The organism is Aquimarina sp. Aq107 (genome assembly GCF_943733665.1).
Classification (GTDB): domain Bacteria; phylum Bacteroidota; class Bacteroidia; order Flavobacteriales; family Flavobacteriaceae; genus Aquimarina.
Genome location: NZ_OX030782.1, coordinates 2,868,134 through 2,889,991 on the forward strand (window position 1 = coordinate 2,868,134; position 21,858 = coordinate 2,889,991).

General features: G+C 31.1%; 16 protein-coding genes. 9 read left to right on the plus strand and 7 right to left on the minus strand.

Annotation, left to right across the window (positions count from 1 at the left end):
* Positions 1-16 precede the first annotated feature (16 nt).
* From NMK29_RS12255 to NMK29_RS12285, 7 genes are all read left to right on the plus strand, one after another.
* The gene (locus NMK29_RS12255; RefSeq protein WP_108803943.1) at positions 17-2,434 is read left to right on the plus strand and encodes an ABC transporter permease; all 2,418 of its coding nucleotides are present in this window, start codon (positions 17-19) and stop codon (positions 2,432-2,434) included.
* Positions 2,435-2,479: 45 nt separating this feature from the next.
* A complete protein-coding gene (locus NMK29_RS12260) occupies positions 2,480-4,834 on the plus strand; it encodes an ABC transporter permease (RefSeq protein WP_108803942.1) in 2,355 nt (784 codons plus the stop codon).
* Between the two features lie 14 nt (positions 4,835-4,848).
* Positions 4,849-7,227 carry an ABC transporter permease gene (locus tag NMK29_RS12265; RefSeq protein ID WP_108803941.1) on the plus strand — a complete coding sequence of 793 codons (2,379 nt, stop codon included), beginning with the start codon at positions 4,849-4,851 and terminating at the stop codon, positions 7,225-7,227.
* A 163-nt stretch (positions 7,228-7,390) separates the two neighbouring features.
* Positions 7,391-9,823 (plus strand): ABC transporter permease, encoded by a 2,433-nt coding sequence (locus NMK29_RS12270; protein ID WP_108803961.1) that lies wholly within the window; start codon positions 7,391-7,393, stop codon positions 9,821-9,823.
* A gap of 55 nt (positions 9,824-9,878) precedes the next feature.
* Positions 9,879-10,622, plus strand: a complete 744-nt coding sequence (locus NMK29_RS12275; protein ID WP_108803940.1) for a GIN domain-containing protein — start codon at positions 9,879-9,881, stop codon at positions 10,620-10,622.
* Between the two features lie 178 nt (positions 10,623-10,800).
* Positions 10,801-11,469 (plus strand): ABC transporter ATP-binding protein, encoded by a 669-nt coding sequence (locus NMK29_RS12280; protein ID WP_108803939.1) that lies wholly within the window; start codon positions 10,801-10,803, stop codon positions 11,467-11,469.
* A gap of 11 nt (positions 11,470-11,480) precedes the next feature.
* Positions 11,481-12,902 (plus strand): TolC family protein, encoded by a 1,422-nt coding sequence (locus NMK29_RS12285; protein WP_108803938.1) that lies wholly within the window; start codon positions 11,481-11,483, stop codon positions 12,900-12,902.
* Positions 12,903-13,056: 154 nt separating this feature from the next.
* Here the strand turns inward: NMK29_RS12285 and NMK29_RS12290 are convergent, their stop codons facing one another.
* From NMK29_RS12290 to NMK29_RS12305, 4 genes are all read right to left on the minus strand, one after another.
* Positions 13,057-14,274, minus strand: coding sequence for a S8 family serine peptidase (locus NMK29_RS12290; RefSeq protein WP_108803937.1), 1,218 nt, complete (start codon positions 14,272-14,274; stop codon positions 13,057-13,059).
* A 441-nt stretch (positions 14,275-14,715) separates the two neighbouring features.
* Complete coding sequence (locus tag NMK29_RS12295) at positions 14,716-15,234, minus strand: MepB family protein (protein WP_371924101.1); 519 nt, start codon at positions 15,232-15,234, stop codon at positions 14,716-14,718.
* 68 nt (positions 15,235-15,302) lie between these two features.
* The gene (locus NMK29_RS12300) at positions 15,303-15,716 is read right to left on the minus strand and encodes a VOC family protein (protein ID WP_108803935.1); all 414 of its coding nucleotides are present in this window, start codon (positions 15,714-15,716) and stop codon (positions 15,303-15,305) included.
* 4 nt (positions 15,717-15,720) lie between these two features.
* Complete coding sequence (locus NMK29_RS12305) at positions 15,721-16,650, minus strand: glyoxylate/hydroxypyruvate reductase A (RefSeq protein WP_108803934.1); 930 nt, start codon at positions 16,648-16,650, stop codon at positions 15,721-15,723.
* Positions 16,651-16,768: 118 nt separating this feature from the next.
* On the opposite strand from NMK29_RS12305, the gene NMK29_RS12310 reads away from it, so the two are divergent.
* Together NMK29_RS12310 and NMK29_RS12315 are read left to right on the plus strand one after the other, a co-directional pair.
* Positions 16,769-17,179: an Lrp/AsnC family transcriptional regulator gene (locus NMK29_RS12310; RefSeq protein ID WP_108803933.1), complete on the plus strand. Its 411-nt coding sequence runs from the start codon at positions 16,769-16,771 to the stop codon at positions 17,177-17,179.
* 130 nt (positions 17,180-17,309) lie between these two features.
* Complete coding sequence (locus tag NMK29_RS12315; RefSeq protein WP_108803932.1) at positions 17,310-18,584, plus strand: M18 family aminopeptidase; 1,275 nt, start codon at positions 17,310-17,312, stop codon at positions 18,582-18,584.
* A gap of 5 nt (positions 18,585-18,589) precedes the next feature.
* Here the strand turns inward: NMK29_RS12315 and NMK29_RS12320 are convergent, their stop codons facing one another.
* The 3 genes from NMK29_RS12320 to NMK29_RS12330 form a co-directional block, all read right to left on the minus strand.
* Positions 18,590-19,159: a hypothetical protein gene (locus tag NMK29_RS12320; protein WP_108803931.1), complete on the minus strand. Its 570-nt coding sequence runs from the start codon at positions 19,157-19,159 to the stop codon at positions 18,590-18,592.
* 128 nt (positions 19,160-19,287) lie between these two features.
* Complete coding sequence (locus tag NMK29_RS12325; RefSeq protein WP_108803930.1) at positions 19,288-20,676, minus strand: S41 family peptidase; 1,389 nt, start codon at positions 20,674-20,676, stop codon at positions 19,288-19,290.
* An 86-nt stretch (positions 20,677-20,762) separates the two neighbouring features.
* Positions 20,763-21,629 (minus strand): helix-turn-helix domain-containing protein, encoded by an 867-nt coding sequence (locus NMK29_RS12330; protein ID WP_108803929.1) that lies wholly within the window; start codon positions 21,627-21,629, stop codon positions 20,763-20,765.
* Between the last annotated feature and the right edge of the window lie 229 nt (positions 21,630-21,858).

A 21,858-nucleotide genomic window follows, 5' to 3' on the forward strand; every position in this document is an offset into this window, starting at 1 on the left:
CAAAAAACGAGAAGTTATGATCAGGAATTATTTTAAAATAGCATGGAGGAATTTATGGAAGAATAGAATTTTCACATCCTTCAATATTGTAGGACTCACGCTAGCGTTTGGAGCAGCGCTATTATTAACAATATATGCTATTTTCGAACTATCATTTGACCATTTTCACAAAAATGGAGATCAAATCTATATGGTATATTCAGAAGATAGTACATCTAATGGTATAGAAGCCAATATTTCCAAATCAGAACCTTTTGCCGGGACTTTACAGAAAGAAATAAGTGGAGTTGAGAAAATAACACGTAGTAGTGGTAGAAATTTGTTGCTAAGTTATGAGGATAAAGAATTGAGAATGAACGGTACTTTCGTGGATCCAGATTTCTTCGATATCTTTAGTTTTCCCATTATTAAAGGGGATACACAAAACCCCATAACATCAGAATCCTCTATTGCCATTACAGAATTTGCTGCTAATCGAATATTTGGTGACAAAAATCCGATTGGACAAACTGTAACAATTCTTAGAGATGGAAAGCAAGTCCCATTTACTGTTAGTTCGCTTATCGAAGACTTTCCTGATACAAGTTCCATAGGATTTGATATCGTATTAAACTTTAAAAGTCAAGGGCAACATGCATATGAGAGAACTGTGGGTCGCTGGGATGTTGAAAACCATGAAGTATATATGAAATTAGCGCAAGGAATTACACCCGAGCAATTTGAAAATAGTACTAAAGATTTTACAAAACTACATTATAAAGATGCTATAGAAAGTGCAAAAAGAGATGGTATCCAACCTATTGTTAATGGTGAGTACATACAAATAAAATTGCTATCTTTTTTGGATAAGAAGTTTACCAATTTTGATCAAGGTCCTGCGAAGGTAAATCGCAAAATGCCTTATATCGTTTTAGGTATTGCGTTACTCATTCTATTTATAGCTTGTGTAAACTTTGTGAATATGAGTGTTGCCAAAAGTGATCAAAGACTACGAGAAATTGGTATGCGAAAAACTCTTGGAGCCAACAAAAAGCAATTGTTTTTTCAATTTTGGGGAGAAAGTGTTCTTGTTTTTATGATTTCCATTATGCTAGGTATTTTAACTACCATTCTTCTACTTCCCCATTTTAAAGTCTTATTTAAAACCAAAGCGACTTTTGCTACTTTATTGGATCCTGTATCCGTATTATTTTTAGCATTAGCCATAGTCAGTATCACTCTTATAGCAGGTGGATATCCTGCGATATTAATGAGTCGTTTGAATACAATACAAAGTTTAAAAGGTAAATTAAATGCTAATGGGAAAAATTATTTACGGAATGGATTAATAGTAGCCCAATTTGGAATTGCTACCATATTGATATGTGGAACCCTTGTAGTTTGGGAACAAGTACGGTTCTTACGTACCAAGGATTTAGGATATAATAAAGAACAAGTGATTGCCTTCCCGTTAAACGGAAAACGAAATGATCAACAGGCATTACAACTTTTGCGAAATGAATTAAAAGATCAAACAAACATTTTAAGCGTATCTGCATCCAATAATATCTTAGGCTTAGGTAAAGATGGATCCAGATCAACAAGTGTTCTTGGGTTTGATCATAATGGTGTCGGAGTTGAAACTCATATGCTCGTAGTTGACTCAGACTATATCAAAACTTTGGATTTGGAACTACTAGAAGGTAGGTCTTTCAGAAAAAATCTAGCAAGTGATAGTCTATCAGTGATTATCAATGAGTCTATGGCAAGACAACTAAATGAAGATCAAATACTAAACGCTCAATTCAACATAGATGATAAATTCTATTCTATAGTTGGAGTTATTAAAGATTTTAATTTTCAGGATTTAGATAGAAATATTGCACCAATGTCTCTTTTCGCGCTACCTAATTGGAATTTGAGAAACGTGTATGTAAAAGTTGCTCCTCAGAATCTAGAAGCGTCTTACGATATTGTAAAAAATGCTTGGGCAACTATAGAACCTAATGCAGAGTTTCAGGCTTCCTTCTTAAACGAAAATGTAGATAGAACTCTAAAAAAAGAACGTGATATGATATCCATGATCAGCAGTGGTTCTTTATTAGCAATCATTTTAAGTTGTATTGGTCTTTTTGCGATGACCTTGCTTATTGTTGCAAAACGAAAAAAGGAAATAGGTATTCGTAAAATAGTTGGAGCAAATATTATAGCAATTACATTGCTTCTTACCAAAGACTTTTTAAAATTAGTTTCCATCGCCTTTTTAATTGCTACACCTATTGCGTGGTGGATGATGAGCAAGTGGTTACAAAATTATATATATCGTATCGATCTAAATTTATTACTATTTCTTGGGGCCGGAGGGATTATTTTATTGATTGCTTTACTTACAATATCGTTCCAAACGGTCAAAACTGCAACTGCAAATCCGGTAAATTCATTACGAACAGAATAGCAACATCAATCCAACCGCCCTGAGCGGATCAAAAAACGTATTATTATGATTTTCAATTATATAAAAATAGCTTTCCGTAGTTTACTAAAAAACAAAGGGTACAGTTTCTTAAATATTTTTGGTTTGGCCATTGGAATTACCTGTGCTAGTTTAATTTTTTTATGGGTAGAAGATGAGTTAAGTTTTAATACATCCTTTGCCGATCAGGATCAAGTATATTATATCCCTACAAATCAGAATTATGAGGGAGAGTGGCGAACTTTTTATTCAACTCCTGGTCCATTAGCGCAGGCGATGAAAGATGAAGTTCCCGGTGTAATCAAAGCAACTCGATCAAGTTCTGAAGAACGTCTTTTTACTGTTGGTGATAATGCTATCAATAAACGAGGAAGATATGCAGATGCAGATTTTTTAGAAATTTTTAATCTAAAATTTATCGAAGGTACTAGAGAAAATGCTTTTAATAATCCTGAAGCAATTATACTTACTTTGGAAACAGCTGAGCAACTTTTTGGTAAAAATGACAAGGTATTAGGTAAAACTATCAAAGTAAACAACAGAGATAACTACGTCATAACGGGTGTAGTAGAAAACCTTCCTAAAAATATTACATTCCCTTTTGATTGGGTTGCTCCCTTTGAACGATATCAGGATGGTGCCGAATGGATGAATGAGTATGGCAGTAACTTTTCTGACACTTTTGTAAAATTATCTCCTGAAGCTAACATTGCAGAAGTAGATAACAAAATTAGAGAAATCATACCATCAAAAAATCCGAACACCGATACCTATGCCTTTTTACACGCTTTAAAACATTGGCATTTAAAATCTAAGTTCGAAGGAGGAGAAAAAGTTGGAGGAAGAATTAAATATGTCCGTCTCTTTTCTATAATAGCCTTAATCATAATGTTGATAGCTTGCATTAATTTTATGAACCTATCTACGGCTAGAAGTGAAAAAAGAGCGAATGAAGTTGGAGTAAGAAAAGCTATCGGATCCAGTCGTCCACGATTAATGATTCAGTTTGTAATAGAAGCACTTATGATGTCTTTATTAGCATCTATTTTAAGTATTTTTCTTTTATTACTGATATTACCTCAATTTAATATTTTGATAGAAAAAAATCTGGTATTAGGTTTATCCAATCAGTTACATATCGCTATTTTATTTATCATAACTATTATTAGCGGATTATTTGCCGGTATATATCCGGCATTCTATCTATCATCCTTTAAGCCTGTAGAGGTCTTAAAAGGAATAAAAGCCACTAGCGGTTCTGCTTCTTTTATTAGAAAAGGACTGGTGGTAGGACAGTTTACAATTTCAATTGTCTTCATTATTTGTACTATACTAGTTTACCAACAAATTCAGCACGTAAAAAATAGAGACCTAGGATATAATAAAGATCAACTGATTAGAATACGTGCTAATGGCAATATTATTGAAAAGTTTACCGTAATAGAACAAGATTTAAAAAACACAGGAGTTGTAAGCGGCGTAGCATTAAGTAATTCTCAAATTTTATCCGCAGGAAATAACGGTTCTGGTCTACAATGGCAAGGGGGAACAGATACAGAAGACGTTTTAATATCTTATAGACATGTCAACTCTGACTTTTTTAACACAACTGGTATAGAGCTTATAGAAGGAAGAGGTTTTAAGAAAAACCAGAGCCTAGATAGCACTAACATCATAATTACCCAATCTCTTGCTAAACTTATGGGAGAAAATTCTCCTATCGGAAAAACAATAACTGCTGGTGATGATGTTTTACAGGTAATAGGTGTCACTAAAGATTATCAATATGGAGATATGTATGTTTCTAGTGATCCCGTTATCTTTTTTAATAATCATGACTATGCTAGATACTTTTATATAAAGACTAAATCTGGTGTAGCTATAGAGGATACCTTAGCTTCTATCGAAAAAATTATGAAAAAAAATAACCCAGCATTTCCTTTTGAATATACTTTCGTGGATGAGGCGTTTAACGCAATATTTAAAAGTGAACAACTAGTTGGTAAATTATCTCAAATATTTGCACTACTCGCAATACTTATTTCTTGTCTTGGTCTTTTTGGTCTAGCCGCTTATACGGCAGAACAACGCAGTAAAGAAATTGGAGTTCGAAAAGTCTTAGGAGCCAGTGTAACCGGTATTGTTAAACTATTATCCAAAGATTTTTTAAAACTGGTGTGTATCGCTATTTTATTAGCTACACCATTAGCTTGGTTAGTAATGAATAATTGGTTACAGGAGTATGCATATCGAATCGAAATTAACTGGGTAGTCTTTATTATCGCTGGATTTGTTGCTATCATAATTGCATTAGCTACCGTGAGTTTTCAGGCATTTAAAGCCGCAATAGCAAATCCTGTAAATAGTTTAAAAACTGAGTAATAAAAACGTACGTTATGATTAGACATACTTTTTTAATCGCTATTAGAAATTTAAAAAATAACAAAGTTAATTTTATAATCAATATTACAGGATTATCTACTGGATTAGCCTGTGTTCTATTAATTCTTCTTTGGATACATGATGAGAAAAGTGTTGACACTTTTCATAAAAACAAAGAAGAACTTTACCAGGTCATGGCTAATTTTAAAGTAGAAAATAAGGTCATTACTATGGATAATAGTTCCTTTTTGTTAGGAGAATCCTTAACAAAAGAATTTCCCGAAGTAGTATCTTCTACTGTAATTAATGCAGATTTCATAACACCAAAAGGTATATTTTCTAATCAAGAAAAAGAACAACTAGGTCAAGGTATTTTTGCAAGTCCAAATTTTTTCGAAAACTTTTCTTTTGATCTTTTAATTGGAGAAAAAACTACCGTTTTATCAAACAAAAATAATGTAGTATTATCAGAAGAATTGGCAAAAAACCTATTCAAGACACCAGAAAATGCAATAGGTAAAACCTTAGTATGGGATTATAAATGGAGTGATGGAGAGAAAAAAGTTACTGTTCAAGTTTCTGGGGTATTTAAAAATGTCCCCGATAATTCTACACTTCAGTTTGATGCAGTTATACATTCTGATTTGCTTAAAGAAGCTTCGCGTTGGGTCACCGATTGGAAAAGTGGCTATGCCAAAATTTTTCTAATCCTGCAAGAGGGAACAGATATCAATAATTTCAACAAAAAAATTGCAAAACATCTATCTACTAAAGTTGATAATAGAGAAATGTTCACACTCTTTGTTCAACAGTTTTCGGAAAGATATCTAAAAGAACCATATCAAAATGGAATACAAGTTGGGGGTCGTGTAGTTTATATCAGATTATTCGGAATGATAGCATTTCTTATATTACTTATTGCCTGTATAAACTTCATGAATTTATCGACAGCTCAAGCTAGTAAAAGGTTAAAAGAGATCGGTATTAAAAAAGTTCTTGGTGGTCGTAAAAAAATATTGATCGTTCAATTTATTGGAGAGTCTTTTGTACTTTCATTAATTTCTTTACTGGTAGCCATTGCCATTGTGATTTTAGTATTACCTTATTTTAACACTATTACGGCTAAACATATCGAACTAACTATAAATCTAAATATTATAGTCTCACTTATTGTATTATTAATATTCACAGGGTTTTTAGCAGGCAGTTATCCCGCATTTTATTTATCTAGTTTTAAACCTATTTATATATTAAAAGGAAAATTAAAAAAATCTTTTGGAGATGCATGGATCCGTAAAGGTCTTGTAATTTTTCAATTCACATTGGCAATCGTTTTCATTATTGGAGTGTTTATAGTGAATAATCAGATTAACTTTATAATGAATAAAAACTTAGGATACGAACGTGATCATATTCTTACTTTTTCGTATAATGGGGATGATAATAAGTTAGACACCTTTATCAATGAATTACAAAACATATCGGATGTTACTTCTGCCTCCTTTATAAACGGAAGTATCTTAGACGCTAATGATAGTCAAAGTGGATTTTATTGGGGTAATCTTCCTTCTGATAAAAATATTATGTTTCAATCCCCTAGAGTTGGATATAATTTTACAGAAGTAATGGGGATTCCACTTATAGATGGGCGAAGATTTTCTAAAAACTTCCAAGATGATTATACCAAAATAATTATAAATGCTTCTGCTGCAAAACTTATGGGACTAAAAACCCCAGTTGGTACCATAATAGATCAAGGGAATAAAAAAGTAGAAATAATAGGGGTTGTAGAGGACTTTCAATATGGTTCTTTACACAAAAAATTAGAACCACTTATTTTAAGATTTAGAAAATTCGGTACAGATATAGTACTAAAACTAAGCGGATCTCCAACAACTACTGTTTTAGATCAGATCGAATCTCTCCATGCCACTTTTCAACCAGGATATCCTTTCGATTTTTCATTTTTAGATACTGATTATCAACAACTGTATGAAGCAGAATATAAAATTGCAACTTTATCAAAAATATTTACAATATTCGTAGTATTAATTTCTTCTTTAGGACTTCTAGGATTGGTCATTTTTAATGCTGAACAAAGAAAAAAAGAAATAAGTCTAAGAAAAATTTTAGGCGCAAGTGTTTTGGGAATTGTAAAATTATTATCCAAAGATTTTTTAAAACTAGTTGTCATTGCTATTGTTATTGCAATTCCAATCGGCTGGTTACTTATGAATCGATGGTTACAAGATTTTGCATATCAGGTACAAATAAACTGGTGGATTTTTATTATTGCTAGTTTAGCCGCGATCCTAATTGCTATAATAACAATAAGCCTTCAAGCTATAAAAACCGCTCTAGCTAATCCTATCACATCTTTAAGATCTGAATAAATAAATTTTGAAGTGTTCGTTTTTGAACAAAAAGTGTATCAAAACCGAACACATTTAATTTCTAAAACAAACACAAGTAACTTATTATCAGGTATTTGAAGTTTTGGCACCATCTTCACTATATAGATATCAGATTCAACAATCAAAAAATAAAACCAACATCGTGATCAGAAATTATCTTAAAATAGCGTGGAGAAATCTCATTAAAAACAAAGGAATTACTTTTATTAATATAATTGGGCTTTCATTAGGAATATGTTGCTTTATTCTTATTGCGCTATTTGTAACCGATGAAGTAAGCTATGATCGGTTTCATGAAAAAGCAGATCAAATTTATAGAATCAACTCTGATATACTCTTTGGTGGTACCGAAATTAATATGGCAGTAACTTCTGATCCAATGGGAGCCACATTAAAAAAAGATTATCCAGAGGTAGAAGAGTATGCTAGAATATATGCTTCTGAAGGATCTAGGCTAATCCGAAAAGGAACAGAATTTATAGAAGAATTTTCAGTTGCATATGTGGACTCCACCTTTTTTAATGTTTTTACATTTCCTGCTTTAAAAGGAAATCCCAGAACTGCATTACAAGAACCCAATACTACTGTGATATCGGAAAAAGCTGCTATTAAATATTTCGGTAGTGTAGATCAAGCAATCGGAAAAACTTTAGAAGTCAACAATAATGGTAAAACTCTATTTAAAGTCACAGCCGTTATAAAAGATATGCCTAAAAATTCTCATTTTTATCTTGATTTTTTATTTTCTATGGCCAATGTAAATTATGATTTTGGAAACTATTTGAGTCATAATTTTCATACCTATCTAGTACTTAAAGATGGTACCGATTACAAAAAGTTTACTACTAATTTTAAAGAAGTGGTAGCCAAATACTTATTACCACAGATATCTCAGTACATGGAAGTTAAAAGTATGGAAGATATCGAAGCTTCTGGTAACAAAATTGAATATTCCCTAATTCCGCTTAAAGACATTCACTTACATTCAAATCAAAATATTGAACTCAGTGCTAATGGTTCCATAAAGTATGTATACATCTTTTCGGCGGTAGCTTTATTCATTTTACTTATTGCTTGTACCAATTTTATGAACCTTACTACAGCTAGATCATCCGGTAGAGCTAAAGAAGTAGGTATTCGTAAAGTATTAGGGACAGAAAAAAAATCATTGGTTTTTCAATTTTTAAGTGAGTCCACAATGATTGTAGTAATAGCACATGGTATTGCAATCTTATTTGTATTCCTTTCTCTAGACTGGTTTAATAATATCGCTGGAAAAGAAATTTCGCTAAAAGCTTTACTACAACCTCAATTTTTAGCTTTCTTAATACTATTACCTTTTATTGTAGGACCGTTAGCAGGTATATACCCAGCTTTTTTCCTTTCCAAATTTCAACCCATAAGTGTCTTAAAAGGAAATTTAGCAAAAGGTATGAACAAAAACTCATTAAGAAATTTCCTAGTTATTTTTCAGTTTACAACCTCCATCGTTTTGATCATTGGAACTATCGTAGTTTATCAGCAACTCAAACATATTCAAACTACTGATGTAGGATTCAATAAAGACCAAGTAATGATTGTAGAAAATTCGAATTTATCCGATGAAACTCGAAAATCATTAAAATCAGAGATAGAACAATTTACAGAAGTAAAATCTGCATCCTTCGCTGGATACATTCCGGTATCTAAATCTGCCAGATCCGATACAACGTTTAGTACAGAAGTTGTAGCTACTGCGGATAATGGTTTTAATATGCAATACTGGAGAACAGATTATAACTATATAGAAACCATGGGCATGGAACTTATAGCTGGAAGAAATTTTTCACGTTCCTTTGGAACAGATTCTACCGCTATCATACTTAATGAAAAAGCAGTTGCACTAACAGGGTTCAAAAATCCAATCGGAAAAAAATTATACAAATCAACAGATAATAACGAAAAAATAATCTACACAATCATTGGAGTAGTCAAAAATTTTAACTTTGAATCATTAAGAAATGATGTAGGTCCTTTAAGTCTTAGATTGGGAGATAACAGCTGGAGAACAGCTTATCGATTTAATACAAGTGATGTTGAAGGTTTTATCAGTAAGATTCGTAATAAATACGAAGCTGTTTCTTCCGAACTATCATTTACCTATAATTTTCTTGATGATTCCTTTCTAGATATGTATCAACAAGAAAAAAGAATTGGAACAATTGCTTTGATTTTTACTGTACTTGCTGTTATTATAGCCGCTTTAGGATTATTTGGATTAGCCACTTATATCGCAGAACAACGTACTAAAGAAATCGGAATACGTAAAGTTTTAGGAGCTTCTACAGCGATTATCATAAAAATACTCTCAAGAGATTTTATAAAATTAATCGTATTTGCCTTTTGTATCGCAACGCCAATCGCGTGGTGGTTTATGAGTAGCTGGTTACGAGATTTTGCTTTCAGAATTCAGTTAAATTGGTGGGTTTTTGCACTCACAGGTATTATCACCCTACTAGTTGCTATCATCACACTAAGCTTTCAGACTATCAAAGCTGCTATTGCAAATCCTATTAAAAGTTTAAAAACAGAATAAAAAATTAACATTCATCAATTCAATCATATAAACGAACATTAAAAACTCATTCATCATGAAACATTTAAAATATTTTTTAGCTTTAATTGCATTATCAATTGCTCATTTATTAGCTGGACAAACAAAAAAAACTGTTACTACTTTTGACAAAGTAATTATTAGTCCGCATATAGAAGCAACTTTTGTGGAAAACAATGAAGAATCTGTAATCATTGAAAAGAGTACCGAACCAGAAGACAAAATAAATATTGAAGTAAATGGGAATGTGCTTCGTGTCTATCTAGATGATGCTAAAGAAACTACAAAAAATAAAACAGTAATCATTAATGGCACCAAAAGAAAAGTACCTATTTATAAAGGTAAAGTACTTACCGTAACCATTAATTATAAACAACTTACTAATCTTTCTATTAGAGGAGAACAAGCTACAGTTTGTAAAAGTAAGATCTCTGCAGAAACATTTCGATTAAAAGTTTATGGGGAATCACAAATAATTTTGAACGATGTAAATTTTGAATACTTTGACGTTGATATGTATGGTGCTAGCACACTAGCTATCAAAAACGGATCTATAGAAAATCAGAAAATAACAGCTTTTGGAGAAAGTACTTCCGATCTACTAGGTGTAGATAATAAAAACACTAAGCTAAAAGCCTTTGGAGAAGCTGAATTTAAAATTCAAGCATCAGATCGCATCAAACTTACAGCTTTTGGAGAAGCAAAATTGTACTACAAAGGTGATGCGAGCATTCAAAAAGGCTTAAATATTGGAGATGTAGAAATATCAGAAATTCAGTAATATTATGATCTCAAAAATGAATTCATTTTCTGAAAATTATGTCTGTCTGAGAAGAGAAAACTCTAGAGTATTTAATACTATTCGACCAAGACGCATCTCTCAGAAGGCTCATAGAAAATTAAACTGATTATTTTTTACATCAACGAAAAATAACATAGATAATCATCAAAAAATAATTATGATTTTACAACTTAACAATACATCAAGAGTAATTAATTCAGGTGGAAAAAAAATAGCACTACTCGATGCTATCGACCTAAAAGTACAAGAAGGCGAGTTTATTTCATTAATGGGACCATCAGGATCCGGTAAATCTACATTATTAAATTGTATCGGAATGCTTGACAATTTCACAGAAGGTAGTTACGCCTTTTTAGATGAAGCTGTGCATACCATGAAAGAAAAACAACGATCTAAACTATACAAAGAATACATAGGCTTTGTGTTTCAGGCTTATCATCTTATTGATGAATTAAATGTTTATGAAAACATCGAAACTCCCCTACTCTACAAAAACGTAAAATCTTCAGAAAGAAAAGCGCTAGTGGCTGATATGTTAGATCGTTTTAATATTGTAGGTAAAAAAGATTTGTTTCCATCTCAATTAAGTGGCGGACAACAACAATTGGTAGGAATTGCAAGAGCATTAATTACTAAGCCAAAACTAATTTTAGCTGATGAACCAACCGGAAATTTAAACTCTAAACAGAGTACGGAGATTATGGAGTTATTTTCTGAATTAAATAAAGAAAGTGTTACAATAATACAAGCCACTCATTCTGAAAAAAACGCTTCTTATGGATCAAGAATTATTAATCTTTTAGACGGACGTATCGTCTCTGAATAACCTAACAACTCATGTCACTGAAATCAATTATATGTATCAGTGTCTTTCTTTTACAATTCCTCGGATTTACACAAAGAAAAGACGCAGAAAGGTACTCCCTAGCCCAATGTGTAGATATAGCACTAAAAAATAATCTGGACCTAAAGTCTTCTGTTTTAAATGCTAGTACAGCCAAAATTAATCATAGACAAGCCACAGCAAACATTCTACCATCATTAAATGGGAATTATAATATAGGTGTAAATAACGGAAGAAGTATTGATCCATTTACCAATGATTTTATAAATCAAGAACTTACTTTTTCTAATGCACGATTAAATCTCGATGCTACGATATTTAATGGTTTTAGATTATTAAATACAGTTAAGCAACAAAGATTGAATAGACAAGCTTCTGAAATGGAAATAGAAGAAGCTAAACAAACATTAATTCTTAATGTTACTTTAGCATATCTACAGGTACTAAACAGAACAGATATATTAGCATTAGCAAAAGCAAGATTAGTAGCCACCAATAAACAATTAAAACAACAAGAAGATTTATATAGTGAAGAATCTGGAAATCCAGCTGATTATGCCGACATAAAAGGTCAAAAAACTATTGATGAAACTAATATACTAGCGGCAGAAAGTGATCTAAACAGTGCAAAATTAAGTCTTACTAGATTGATGAATATCCATGAAAATATTGATGCTGACAAAACATCTATTTTATTAGATTTTGAAAAATACGAACTTTCGTCTGAAGATGTTTTTAATGATGCAATGAAAAATTTAGCCACTTTCAAAGCTAAAGAATTAAGAGCAAAAGCGGCAGCAAAAGGAATAAAAGTCGCTAGAGCTCAATACATCCCAGAAATTTCATTTTTTGGACAGCTAAACACCAACTATTCTAGTGTTGCAGAAACATTTACTGAAATTGGATCGAGTATTGTAGAAACAGGAGATTTTGTTACTGTTAACAATGAAGAAATTTCAGTTTTTACTGAACAATCCCAGTTTAGAGGAGATAAAATTGAGTATTTGGATCAATTTGACAATAATTTGAATACAGTTGTTGGTATCGCGGTTGATATTCCTCTTTTTAATAGTTTTAGAGCAAAAAACAATGTAGCATTAGAAAAAATTAAAGCCGAGGAATCTCTTATAGAATTAGAACGAACTTCATTAGAAGTAAAAAATGCAATTGCCCAAGTCCATTTTGATATGCGGGCTGCATTTAATAGATATGAAAGTCTACAAAATCAAGTAACAGCTTTTGAAGAATCTTATCGGGTAAATGAAATTAGATTTAATAATGGAGTGTCAAATTTTATTGCTTATATAACAAGTAAAAATAATTTGGATAATGCAAGAACCAACCTCACCAATGCTAAATATGAATACTTACTTCGGGTTAAAATTTTAGAGTTTTATAGAGGTAATACTTTATAAAGATAAAACTATATCATCTCACCAGAAGATTGAATATTTAGTTCTACACGTTAGAACAGAAAAACATCTTATGTTCTTATAATTTCTCTCAAAAAAACAAAAAAGAGGCTGAAGTTACTCAGCCTCTAACTAATTCAAAACTATTTATATATTTTTAATTTAAGGTAGCAATAGGAGCTGTATATCCTCCTTTACTTACAGACCCATCTGTTCCTGTACTGTTACCTCTTAATAATAATATTCCTGCTACGTGCGGTGACGCCATAGAAGTACCTGAAATATTATTAAACTGACCATTTAACCAAGTAGACCATACTGCTGTACCTGGAGCCCAACGATCCACACTACTACCAAAATTAGAACCAGAGGCAGGAGCATCTACATTAGTCATGTTTCCAACGCACCAAGATCTACTAGTTATTAACCTTTGTGGCGAATAAAATTGAGTATCATCATTACTATTACCCGCTGCCATAGCTCCATACGTTGTGTTTTCTAAATTTCTAAACGTATCGTCTATTGCCTGAGATGTAAATCGATTTCTAAATCCAACACTATAATTCCAAGTATCTCCATTACCTGCATTGTTGGCTACATAGTCTATTCCTGCAAGAATCCCATCTGTTGCACCACTACCTGCAGCATTTAAAACTCTAACAGAAACTACAGTTGCTCCATATGCCACACCAATAACTCCTGAACCATTATTTCTAGCAGCAACAGTTCCTGCTACATGAGTTCCGTGTCCATTTTGATCTTCCCAAGACCCACCAACGAAACTTACACTTCGACTGGTATCAATATTTAAATCACTATGCGGAGCAATACCACTATCTACTATCCAACAAGTTCTACCTGCACCATTTGCTCTTCCTACTCGATTTATTCCCCAAGGAAGAAATTCTCCATTAGATAACTGCGAGTCATTAGTCACCGCTTTATTTTGTACTGTTGCTGGGAGTGTACTTACAGGTTTTCCTATTTTAACATCCAACTTTTGGATATAATTTGGTTCTAAATAAGCTACTTCAGGATCGTTTCTAAGCAAATCAGCTTGCTTTTCAGATAAGTTTTTAACAGCAAACCCTTGAATAGCGGAGCTATAAGTTTGTTTGATATTATCTTCTCCTATTGCATATTTAGATAATGTTTGCATCGATTTAGTTTTCATTTCGATACTTTTACCAGAAATAGATTCATCTTCTGTATAAATTACTATATACTCCCCAGGTATGGCTTGATCGGCTCCTACAGTATCTATAGTTTCAAGTTCTGATTCTAAATCTGTAATTGCTTCTCCGTCTTTTTCACAACTGTAAAATAGGAAAGAAAATACTGTTACTGTGCTTAAAATTCTAAGTCTAATTTTCATAATTTTAAATTTTGCGTTAAGTTTTAATTTTAGTTTTAAATTAAATGTTGAGTTCTAATAAAATTAGACTTACAAAATTATAGATTAATCACAACAACGAAATACGGTAAACACACAACGACCAAAGGGTAACACTCTATCTATCTCCCATGAATACTACAAAAAATATCTTTTTTTTAAATAACGCAACACGATTGCATTATTGAAGATCAATAGATTAAACAACAAATATAAATTTTAAAAAAAGAAAAAAATAAAGGGAAATTACCCTTATAAAAAACATCAAAAATGAGTAGTTTTAACACTTAATTAACTGTTAATTGGTAAAAAAATAAAATTTATTAAGACTAAATCTAAAGAATTTAAACAGATATGCTCTTAATAAATTATTCAATTTTCATATTTCATCCTATAAAGCTCCAAATTATGACTTAAGACTAGTCATTGACTTTTATACAATTCCAAAACATTTTCGAGATCTGTTTTATCATTAATTTCGTAGAAATAATTAAGCTGCCATTTTTGGGTTCGTTGGGCTTGTTTACTTTTGGTAATATCCCATTTAGGATATACTCTAAATGCTCTTTTTCCTTCTTTTATTTCTGTAGATACAATTCCCTTTTTTATCAATAAAGGCTTTGGAAATACAAACTGCCCTAATTTATTCTCTTTACTTACATTAACAATATAGAAGTCTATTTCATCAGATTCATGATACGGTTCGATAGGTCCGTTCTCTTTTCGTTTCCAAAAAGTTACGAATTGTCCCACTTTTTTTGGTGTAACTTTAGCAGTTCTACTTAGAACATTTTGTCCATTAAGGGTAAATCGGCAAGCACAATATTCTTGACTTTCAGTTTCTTTTACATATTCTAAAATTTCTAGAGAACATCTATCATACACTTTCTTTTTTATCTGACTAAGATTATCATCCATGCGTTCAACTTTATTTATTTTCAATTCTTAAGATAATTAATAATATAAGTTATAATCCCGTTTTGTTTGTATTAAGTAGATATGAATGGCCCTTATTTAAAAATATCATGATCCTTATTAAATGTTTTAAACTCAATAGGATTCTTACTAAAATCTAAAATAAACATGGTTTGTTGTTCCCCTTTTTTATTTTGATATCTTTTTTGAGGTTTAAAAATAAAATCTACTTTATGATCTTCTAATCTATTTTTTATATCCTGAAATACCTTGTTATCTAAAATACAACCAAAATGCGGAATTGGGACTTTAAGGTTCTCTACTATTCCGCAATAATCTAATTCAGGTATATTATCTGATACGTGAGCTGAAAGTTGATGTCCAAAAAAATTAAAATCTACCCAATGTTCCGTTTGTCTTCCTAATTCGGAACCTAGTACGGTATGATAGAACGCTATGGTACTTTCTATATCTTTTACCTTAAATGCTAAATGAAACTTTGTATCCATATTACTAATACCCTTTATTTAACGAAACCATATTTAACAGTTCTCTATTATCTAAAAACCTCCTGTAATTTTCTACAATTTGATTTGCTGCACTTTCTACATTAGTTAAACTTGCCACATGTGGTGTTATTTGAATTTTGGGATGCTTCCAAAAAAGATGCTCTTTTGGTAATGGTTCTGTTCTAAAAACATCAAGAAAAGCTCCAGCCAGTTCATTAGTATCAAGTAACTCTATTAAATCATTTTCTACCAAATGCTCACCTCTTCCTACATTAATAAAAAATGCATCGGCAGCTAGTTTTCTTAAGGTTTTTCTGTTTATAATATCTCTAGTCTCATCAGTTAAAGGCAATAGATTAATCAAAACATCAGATTGACTTAAACAAGAATCAAATGCATCAACTCCATTGAAACTTTTTACTCCAGAAATTTCTTTTCTCGAATTACTCCATCCTTTTACGGTAAATCCTAAATCAGCAAATTCTTTAGCTACGTATCCTCCAATACTACCTAAACCCAAAATTGTAATGGTTGTATTTTTAATAGATTTATATTCTTTTTGATCCCAAATTCTCTTTTCTTGTTGTTGTATATATGTTTTAGTATTCTTTAATTGTGCAAGTACAATAGTTAACAAAAACTCCCACATATCAATAGACAATTTCATATCCACAATTCTAGTAACAACAATGTTTTCTGCAATTGTTTGCGAATTAGTAATATGATCTATGGAAGCTCCCACAGATTGGATAACTTTGATGTTTGGAAACTTTTTCAGAATGTCTTTTTCTGGTTTCCAGCAAATAACAAAATCTACGGCAGCTACATCTTTTACCTTTGGATATACTTCAATACTGGTAGTAGCTATTTTTTTAGTTAACACCTTCTTCCAAGGTTCTGGATCTTTATTATTAAAAATTATAAGAATACTCATGGACAAGAATTTTACACAAAGGTATAGCAAAGCCTACATACCAAAAAGTTGAATCGTCGAAAAATAATTATATTTACCATTGAAAAAATTAATTTAAAAACAAAAAACCATCGATTCTATGATAGATGCTATAGATAAGCAGTTATTAGATATTTTAACAAATAACTCTAGACTATCATTTGCTGATTTAGGGAGAACTATAAATTTATCTCCTTCATCTGTTAGAGAAAGAGTTCAAAAGATGGAAGATTTAGGTGTAATCCAAAAGTATAGTATTCAAATTGATCATAGTAAACTTGGATACGATTTAGAAGCTTTTATATTGCTTAAAGTTTTTCCCGGACAATTAGCACATATTCTTAAAATAATTAAAGACTTTCCTGAAGTTAAAGAAGCACATCGTATTACGGGAAACCAAAATATTCATCTAAAAGTTGTAGTAAAAAATCAGACTTCTTTACAAGGATTATTAGATAAACTAATGATTCATGGAGATACTAATACATTCCTTATTTTATCCGAAGTTTAATACTGTTCTTTCTCTGACATCACTTATATAATATAAGTACAGTATCTTATTCTATAGAATCTTTAACTACCTTTGTTTTTGATTAAAAACCATCCTTTAATTATATTTAGAGCAACTAAAAACACCATTAATGTCTTACTCCCAGAGCCTTTTAAATTTTATAGATTCGAGTTCTACCTCTTTTCACGTGGTTTCTAACTTAAAAAAAGAATTGATTTCTCAGAGCTATCAGGAATTACAAGAGCAGGATACCTGGGATCTAAAGAAAGAAGAAAAGTATTTTGTAACTAGAGCTGATGGCTCGATCATAGTATTTAGAACTCCTAAAAAATGGTCTAATGATTATTCTTTTAAAATTATCGGTGCGCATACAGATTCGCCTTGTCTTAAAATAAAGAACAATCCTGTTTCTACAAAAGAAGGATATCAATTATTAAATATTGAAATCTATGGAGGTGTTTTATTAAGTAGTTGGTTTGATAGAGACCTTTATTTTGGCGGTAGATTAATTATAGAAAATGAAAGTGGAGAATTAGAACAAAAACTTATTACGGTAGAAAAAAAAATAAGAATCCCTCGTTTGGCTATTCATTTAGATCGAGAGGTTAATAAAAAAGGATTTACTCCCAACCCGCAAGAACATATGTTTCCTATTATTGGGCTTTCTAATGACATCAATTTTGAAAATTGGTTAAAGGAAGAAACTGGAGTATCTGGAACCATTCTGAGTTGGGATTTATTTTTATTTGATGCAGAAAAATCAAGTTTTGGAGGTATCCACGATGAATTTATTTATGCACCTAGATTAGATAATTTAGCAAGTGTCCACGCCTCTTTTGAAGCGTTAAAACAATCTACCATTACTGATAATGAAATCCAAATGGCTGTTTATTTTCAGCATGAAGAAATCGGTTCTGAATCACAAAATGGAGCAAATTCTAATTTTTTAGAAACTACACTAAAACGTATTCATTCTTTTACTTCTGCTAAGGAAGAGAACTATTTTCAAGCAGTGGCACGTTCCTTTTTTATTTCAGCAGATATGGCACACGCAGTACATCCGAACTACATAGTAAAACACGATGCCAATCATAAACCGATGATTAGTGCTGGTCCAGTAATTAAAAGTAATGCTAATATGCGTTACGCCACAGATGCATTTTCTATAGCTAAATTTAAACAATGGTGTAAAAAAGCAAATGTTCCGTTTCAGGATTTTTGTAGTAGAAATGATATCGGTTGTGGTTCTACTATAGGGCCTATGGTTGCATCAAATATTGGAATGCCAACCATTGATGTTGGAAACCCAATGTTATCAATGCATAGTATCAGAGAAATGTGCGGTACACAAGATCACGAATATATTATTAAAGTTTTTACAGAGTTTTATAAAACCTCATCTTAGATATATTAGTCTTGGGATCTTACATCCATTAATGCTTCATACATTGCATCAAGAAAATCTTGTTGTTTTTTATCATCCTTATCATAGCGCTGGTACAGCACGCTGCAACCTTCTACATCTAATATATTAGAATTATTAAAAGACCAGTCATCTCTATTCTTTACGGTGATACCAAGATCACAACCTTCTTCTTTCCATTTTTTGTAAAATATAGTTTCATTATCAGGTGCTACTTCAAAATTCGCATACACACTATACCCGCTCATATCTTTATTATAAAACTTATGAATAGCATTTATTGGTACACCTCCCCAATTTATTGTTTTGTTCTCTGGTAACCTAAAACCAGTAAGGTATTTTTCATTAAGTATTGAGCCTTGTTCTCCTTTTTTAAGGAAGTGTTTTTCATATTCTAACTTGGTTCCTTCTGGTATTGTTATTCCTTTAACCGTAACCTGTTCTGTAGCTATAAAAAAAGGATTGTTAGGGCGCGGACCATTAGGATTTAGGGTAAGATTACAGGCCGTAAGAAAACTTATAATTGTTACGATAAAAGATAGTTTTAGGAGCTTCATGAGTTGTTATCTATTTTTTTTAGTAGAAAAATAATATTCATATAAAAATAAGGAAAATGTATACAACCACTATAATTTTAAACTTCCGTTATTTTTATTCTTATTAGAAACAAATCATTGCTAAACGCTTACTTTTTCTGCAGTGCTTTTTTTAAGTTTTCTTGATATACGGAAAGATCAGGAGAGTTGTCAGTCTTTGCAAGCTCTACTGCTTTTTTATAATTTTTTATAGACTCATCATAGTTCCCCAGATTCATTAACCCTTCTGCGTAGCTATCAAATCCATTTGCTGATTGTGGATGTAAAATAGTATTGGACTTAAATATACAGACTGCAATTTTTGGTTTTTTATGTTCTATCATGTATTGATATCCTAATGCGTTAATTTCCCATTCTTCAATAAATCCTTTTTCTTTACATTTTTTTAAAGTAGCTAATATATTTTTTTCAGAATTCACTTCATCATACTTGTCTAATTTTGATAAAAGATCAATGAAAGTATTAGTGTATAATTCTTTTAAATTCTCTCTATATTGATCCGCTCCTTCTTTTGCTAATTCATGTGCTTTACTATATGAATCATCTTTACTTACTTTAATTTCAGGAACTACACCTACGCCTTCCCAATTTGTTTTAGTAATCGGATTAATCGCTTTTCCAGTTGGAATAAAAACACTTAAAAATTCATTAATTGGAATGGTACCACCTGGATTAGCACCTCCTCCTGTAGTTTGACCTATAATAGTCGCTCGCTTTTGTGTTTGCATATTATATGAAAACTCTTCAGCACCAGAAAATGTTCTTTTACTTGTAATTACAAATAAAGGAACATCTATCATTTTTTTTCCATCTACTTTATCAAGTGTATGAAAATCGATTGTTCTATCACCTTCTCTGAAATAAAGGCTGTTTAAGTGAATATCCCCTTTAAAAAAATAACTACATAAATATTGAACCATCTCAGGATCTCCACCACCATTTTTACTTAAGTCAATTATTACCGCATCTGTATTTCTGATAAGTTTCATGTAAGCATCTGCAATTATTTTTCCTTCTTTAAAGTAAGTAAAACCTCTTAAATCCAAATACCCTACATTTCCTTCAAGGATTTTAACATTATTAAATCCAGCATTGTATTCTTTTTTTCTTTTGAGGTTAAAAATCTTCTCTTCAATAAGTCGTTCTGGAGTCATCGCGGGAGCTTCATATGGAGGCTGACTCATAATTTTCATATGCTTATCATTATTGATAGATTGTACCGATTCTGTTAGAGCAGTAGCAAAACTTTCATTAGATGTAAACTGATCAAAGTGTCCTTTATTAAGTTGTTCCTTTACATGTTCCTCTGTCTTTTTTGCAATATCAGGGAAGACGTACTTATCATTCATCAAATTAGACAAGGTATTAATAACCTCTTTTTTATATTCTATACTTAACTCACTATCCTGTGAATAACTACTAAAACGACATAGTGATAGGATTAAAAAAAGAAAAATGTATTTACGAATTACCATCATTGTTTTTAGATTTTTAAACGAAATTAAAAAATAGAATTTTTATAAAATTGTAAAAAAGTAAATGGTAAACAATAACCTCAAACATGTTATCTTATAATAGGATCGTATTGATTGGTAAATCGTTTTGCAATATTAAGGTTTGCAATTTCTACCAAGTTTGATTTTTGAGCAAAAAACTTAAATGGTGTTATCTTAAAAATTGCATTGAAATCTTTAATAAAATGTGCCTGATCATAAAACCCGGCCTCTAAACCTATAGAAGTCAGATTCATGTCAGGAAATTCTTTTCTTAGTTGAAGTATTCTATTCATTCTCCATATTTGTGAAACCTTTTTTGGAGAAAGCCCTACTTTATTTATGAAATGTTTATGTAAAGTAACTTTACTTACATTAAATTCTTCAAACAATTCACTGATCTGTATACTACCATGTCTAAACATTATATAGTTTAACTGAGCTCTTAAACTTTCATCTACTGACATTGTTTTTGATAACAAACCATTAATGAATTCATTAATAAGTTGTTCTTGTATTGCAGTTTTACTTTCCATAGAAATTCTTTGGATAAGTAAGTGTGCTATATTATCAAGAGAGAAAATATTTTCTAAATTAACTATAGTATCATTAAAATCTATGAGTGGATTCTTAATAAGATTTGCAAAAGCAAATGGTTTAAATCTTATTCCTGTAATATTAACAGCTTTTTTAGACTTAAAACTTAATGAAGTATTTGTTTGTCCAATAAAGTAAGCGCCGGGATTTAAACGTTTCCACTTGGTGTGCAAACTACTTCTTACAATACATTGAGAATCAATAAATATTATATTAAATGTACAAGTTGGCAGAAACATTTCTAAAGGATTACCTGTTGGTTGTTTCTCAAAAAAAACATGCCAATAACTTTCTATATGATGAGAAAATAAATGATCTGGTAATGTTTCTTTGTATTCCATTTTTAATATATAACTATTATATGCCTTCTAGTTTTATTCTTAAATAAAATCTTAAAACAAATTCTAACTTATTGACACTAGATTATACACCATTGTTGCTAGTACTAGCGAATTATTTACCTAAAATTAAGTTTTATACTTCACAATTTACATCATCTTCTATATTCGTGCTAAAAATAGTGATGTATAACCTTTTTCATAATTTGATTTTTCTATAATTTCCAATACC

Coding starts and splice junctions, on each gene's coding strand:
- NMK29_RS12255 (WP_108803943.1), top strand. CDS start 17: ATGATCAGGAATTATTTTAAAATAGCATGGAGGAATTTATGGAAGAAT.
- NMK29_RS12260 (WP_108803942.1), top strand. CDS start 2,480: ATGATTTTCAATTATATAAAAATAGCTTTCCGTAGTTTACTAAAAAAC.
- NMK29_RS12265 (WP_108803941.1), top strand. CDS start 4,849: ATGATTAGACATACTTTTTTAATCGCTATTAGAAATTTAAAAAATAAC.
- NMK29_RS12275 (WP_108803940.1), top strand. CDS start 9,879: ATGAAACATTTAAAATATTTTTTAGCTTTAATTGCATTATCAATTGCT.
- NMK29_RS12280 (WP_108803939.1), top strand. CDS start 10,801: ATGATTTTACAACTTAACAATACATCAAGAGTAATTAATTCAGGTGGA.
- NMK29_RS12285 (WP_108803938.1), top strand. CDS start 11,481: ATGTCACTGAAATCAATTATATGTATCAGTGTCTTTCTTTTACAATTC.
- NMK29_RS12290 (WP_108803937.1), bottom strand. CDS start 14,274: ATGAAAATTAGACTTAGAATTTTAAGCACAGTAACAGTATTTTCTTTC.
- NMK29_RS12300 (WP_108803935.1), bottom strand. CDS start 15,716: ATGGATACAAAGTTTCATTTAGCATTTAAGGTAAAAGATATAGAAAGT.
- NMK29_RS12305 (WP_108803934.1), bottom strand. CDS start 16,650: ATGAGTATTCTTATAATTTTTAATAATAAAGATCCAGAACCTTGGAAG.
- NMK29_RS12310 (WP_108803933.1), top strand. CDS start 16,769: ATGATAGATGCTATAGATAAGCAGTTATTAGATATTTTAACAAATAAC.
- NMK29_RS12315 (WP_108803932.1), top strand. CDS start 17,310: ATGTCTTACTCCCAGAGCCTTTTAAATTTTATAGATTCGAGTTCTACC.
- NMK29_RS12320 (WP_108803931.1), bottom strand. CDS start 19,159: ATGAAGCTCCTAAAACTATCTTTTATCGTAACAATTATAAGTTTTCTT.
- NMK29_RS12325 (WP_108803930.1), bottom strand. CDS start 20,676: ATGATGGTAATTCGTAAATACATTTTTCTTTTTTTAATCCTATCACTA.
- NMK29_RS12330 (WP_108803929.1), bottom strand. CDS start 21,629: ATGGAATACAAAGAAACATTACCAGATCATTTATTTTCTCATCATATA.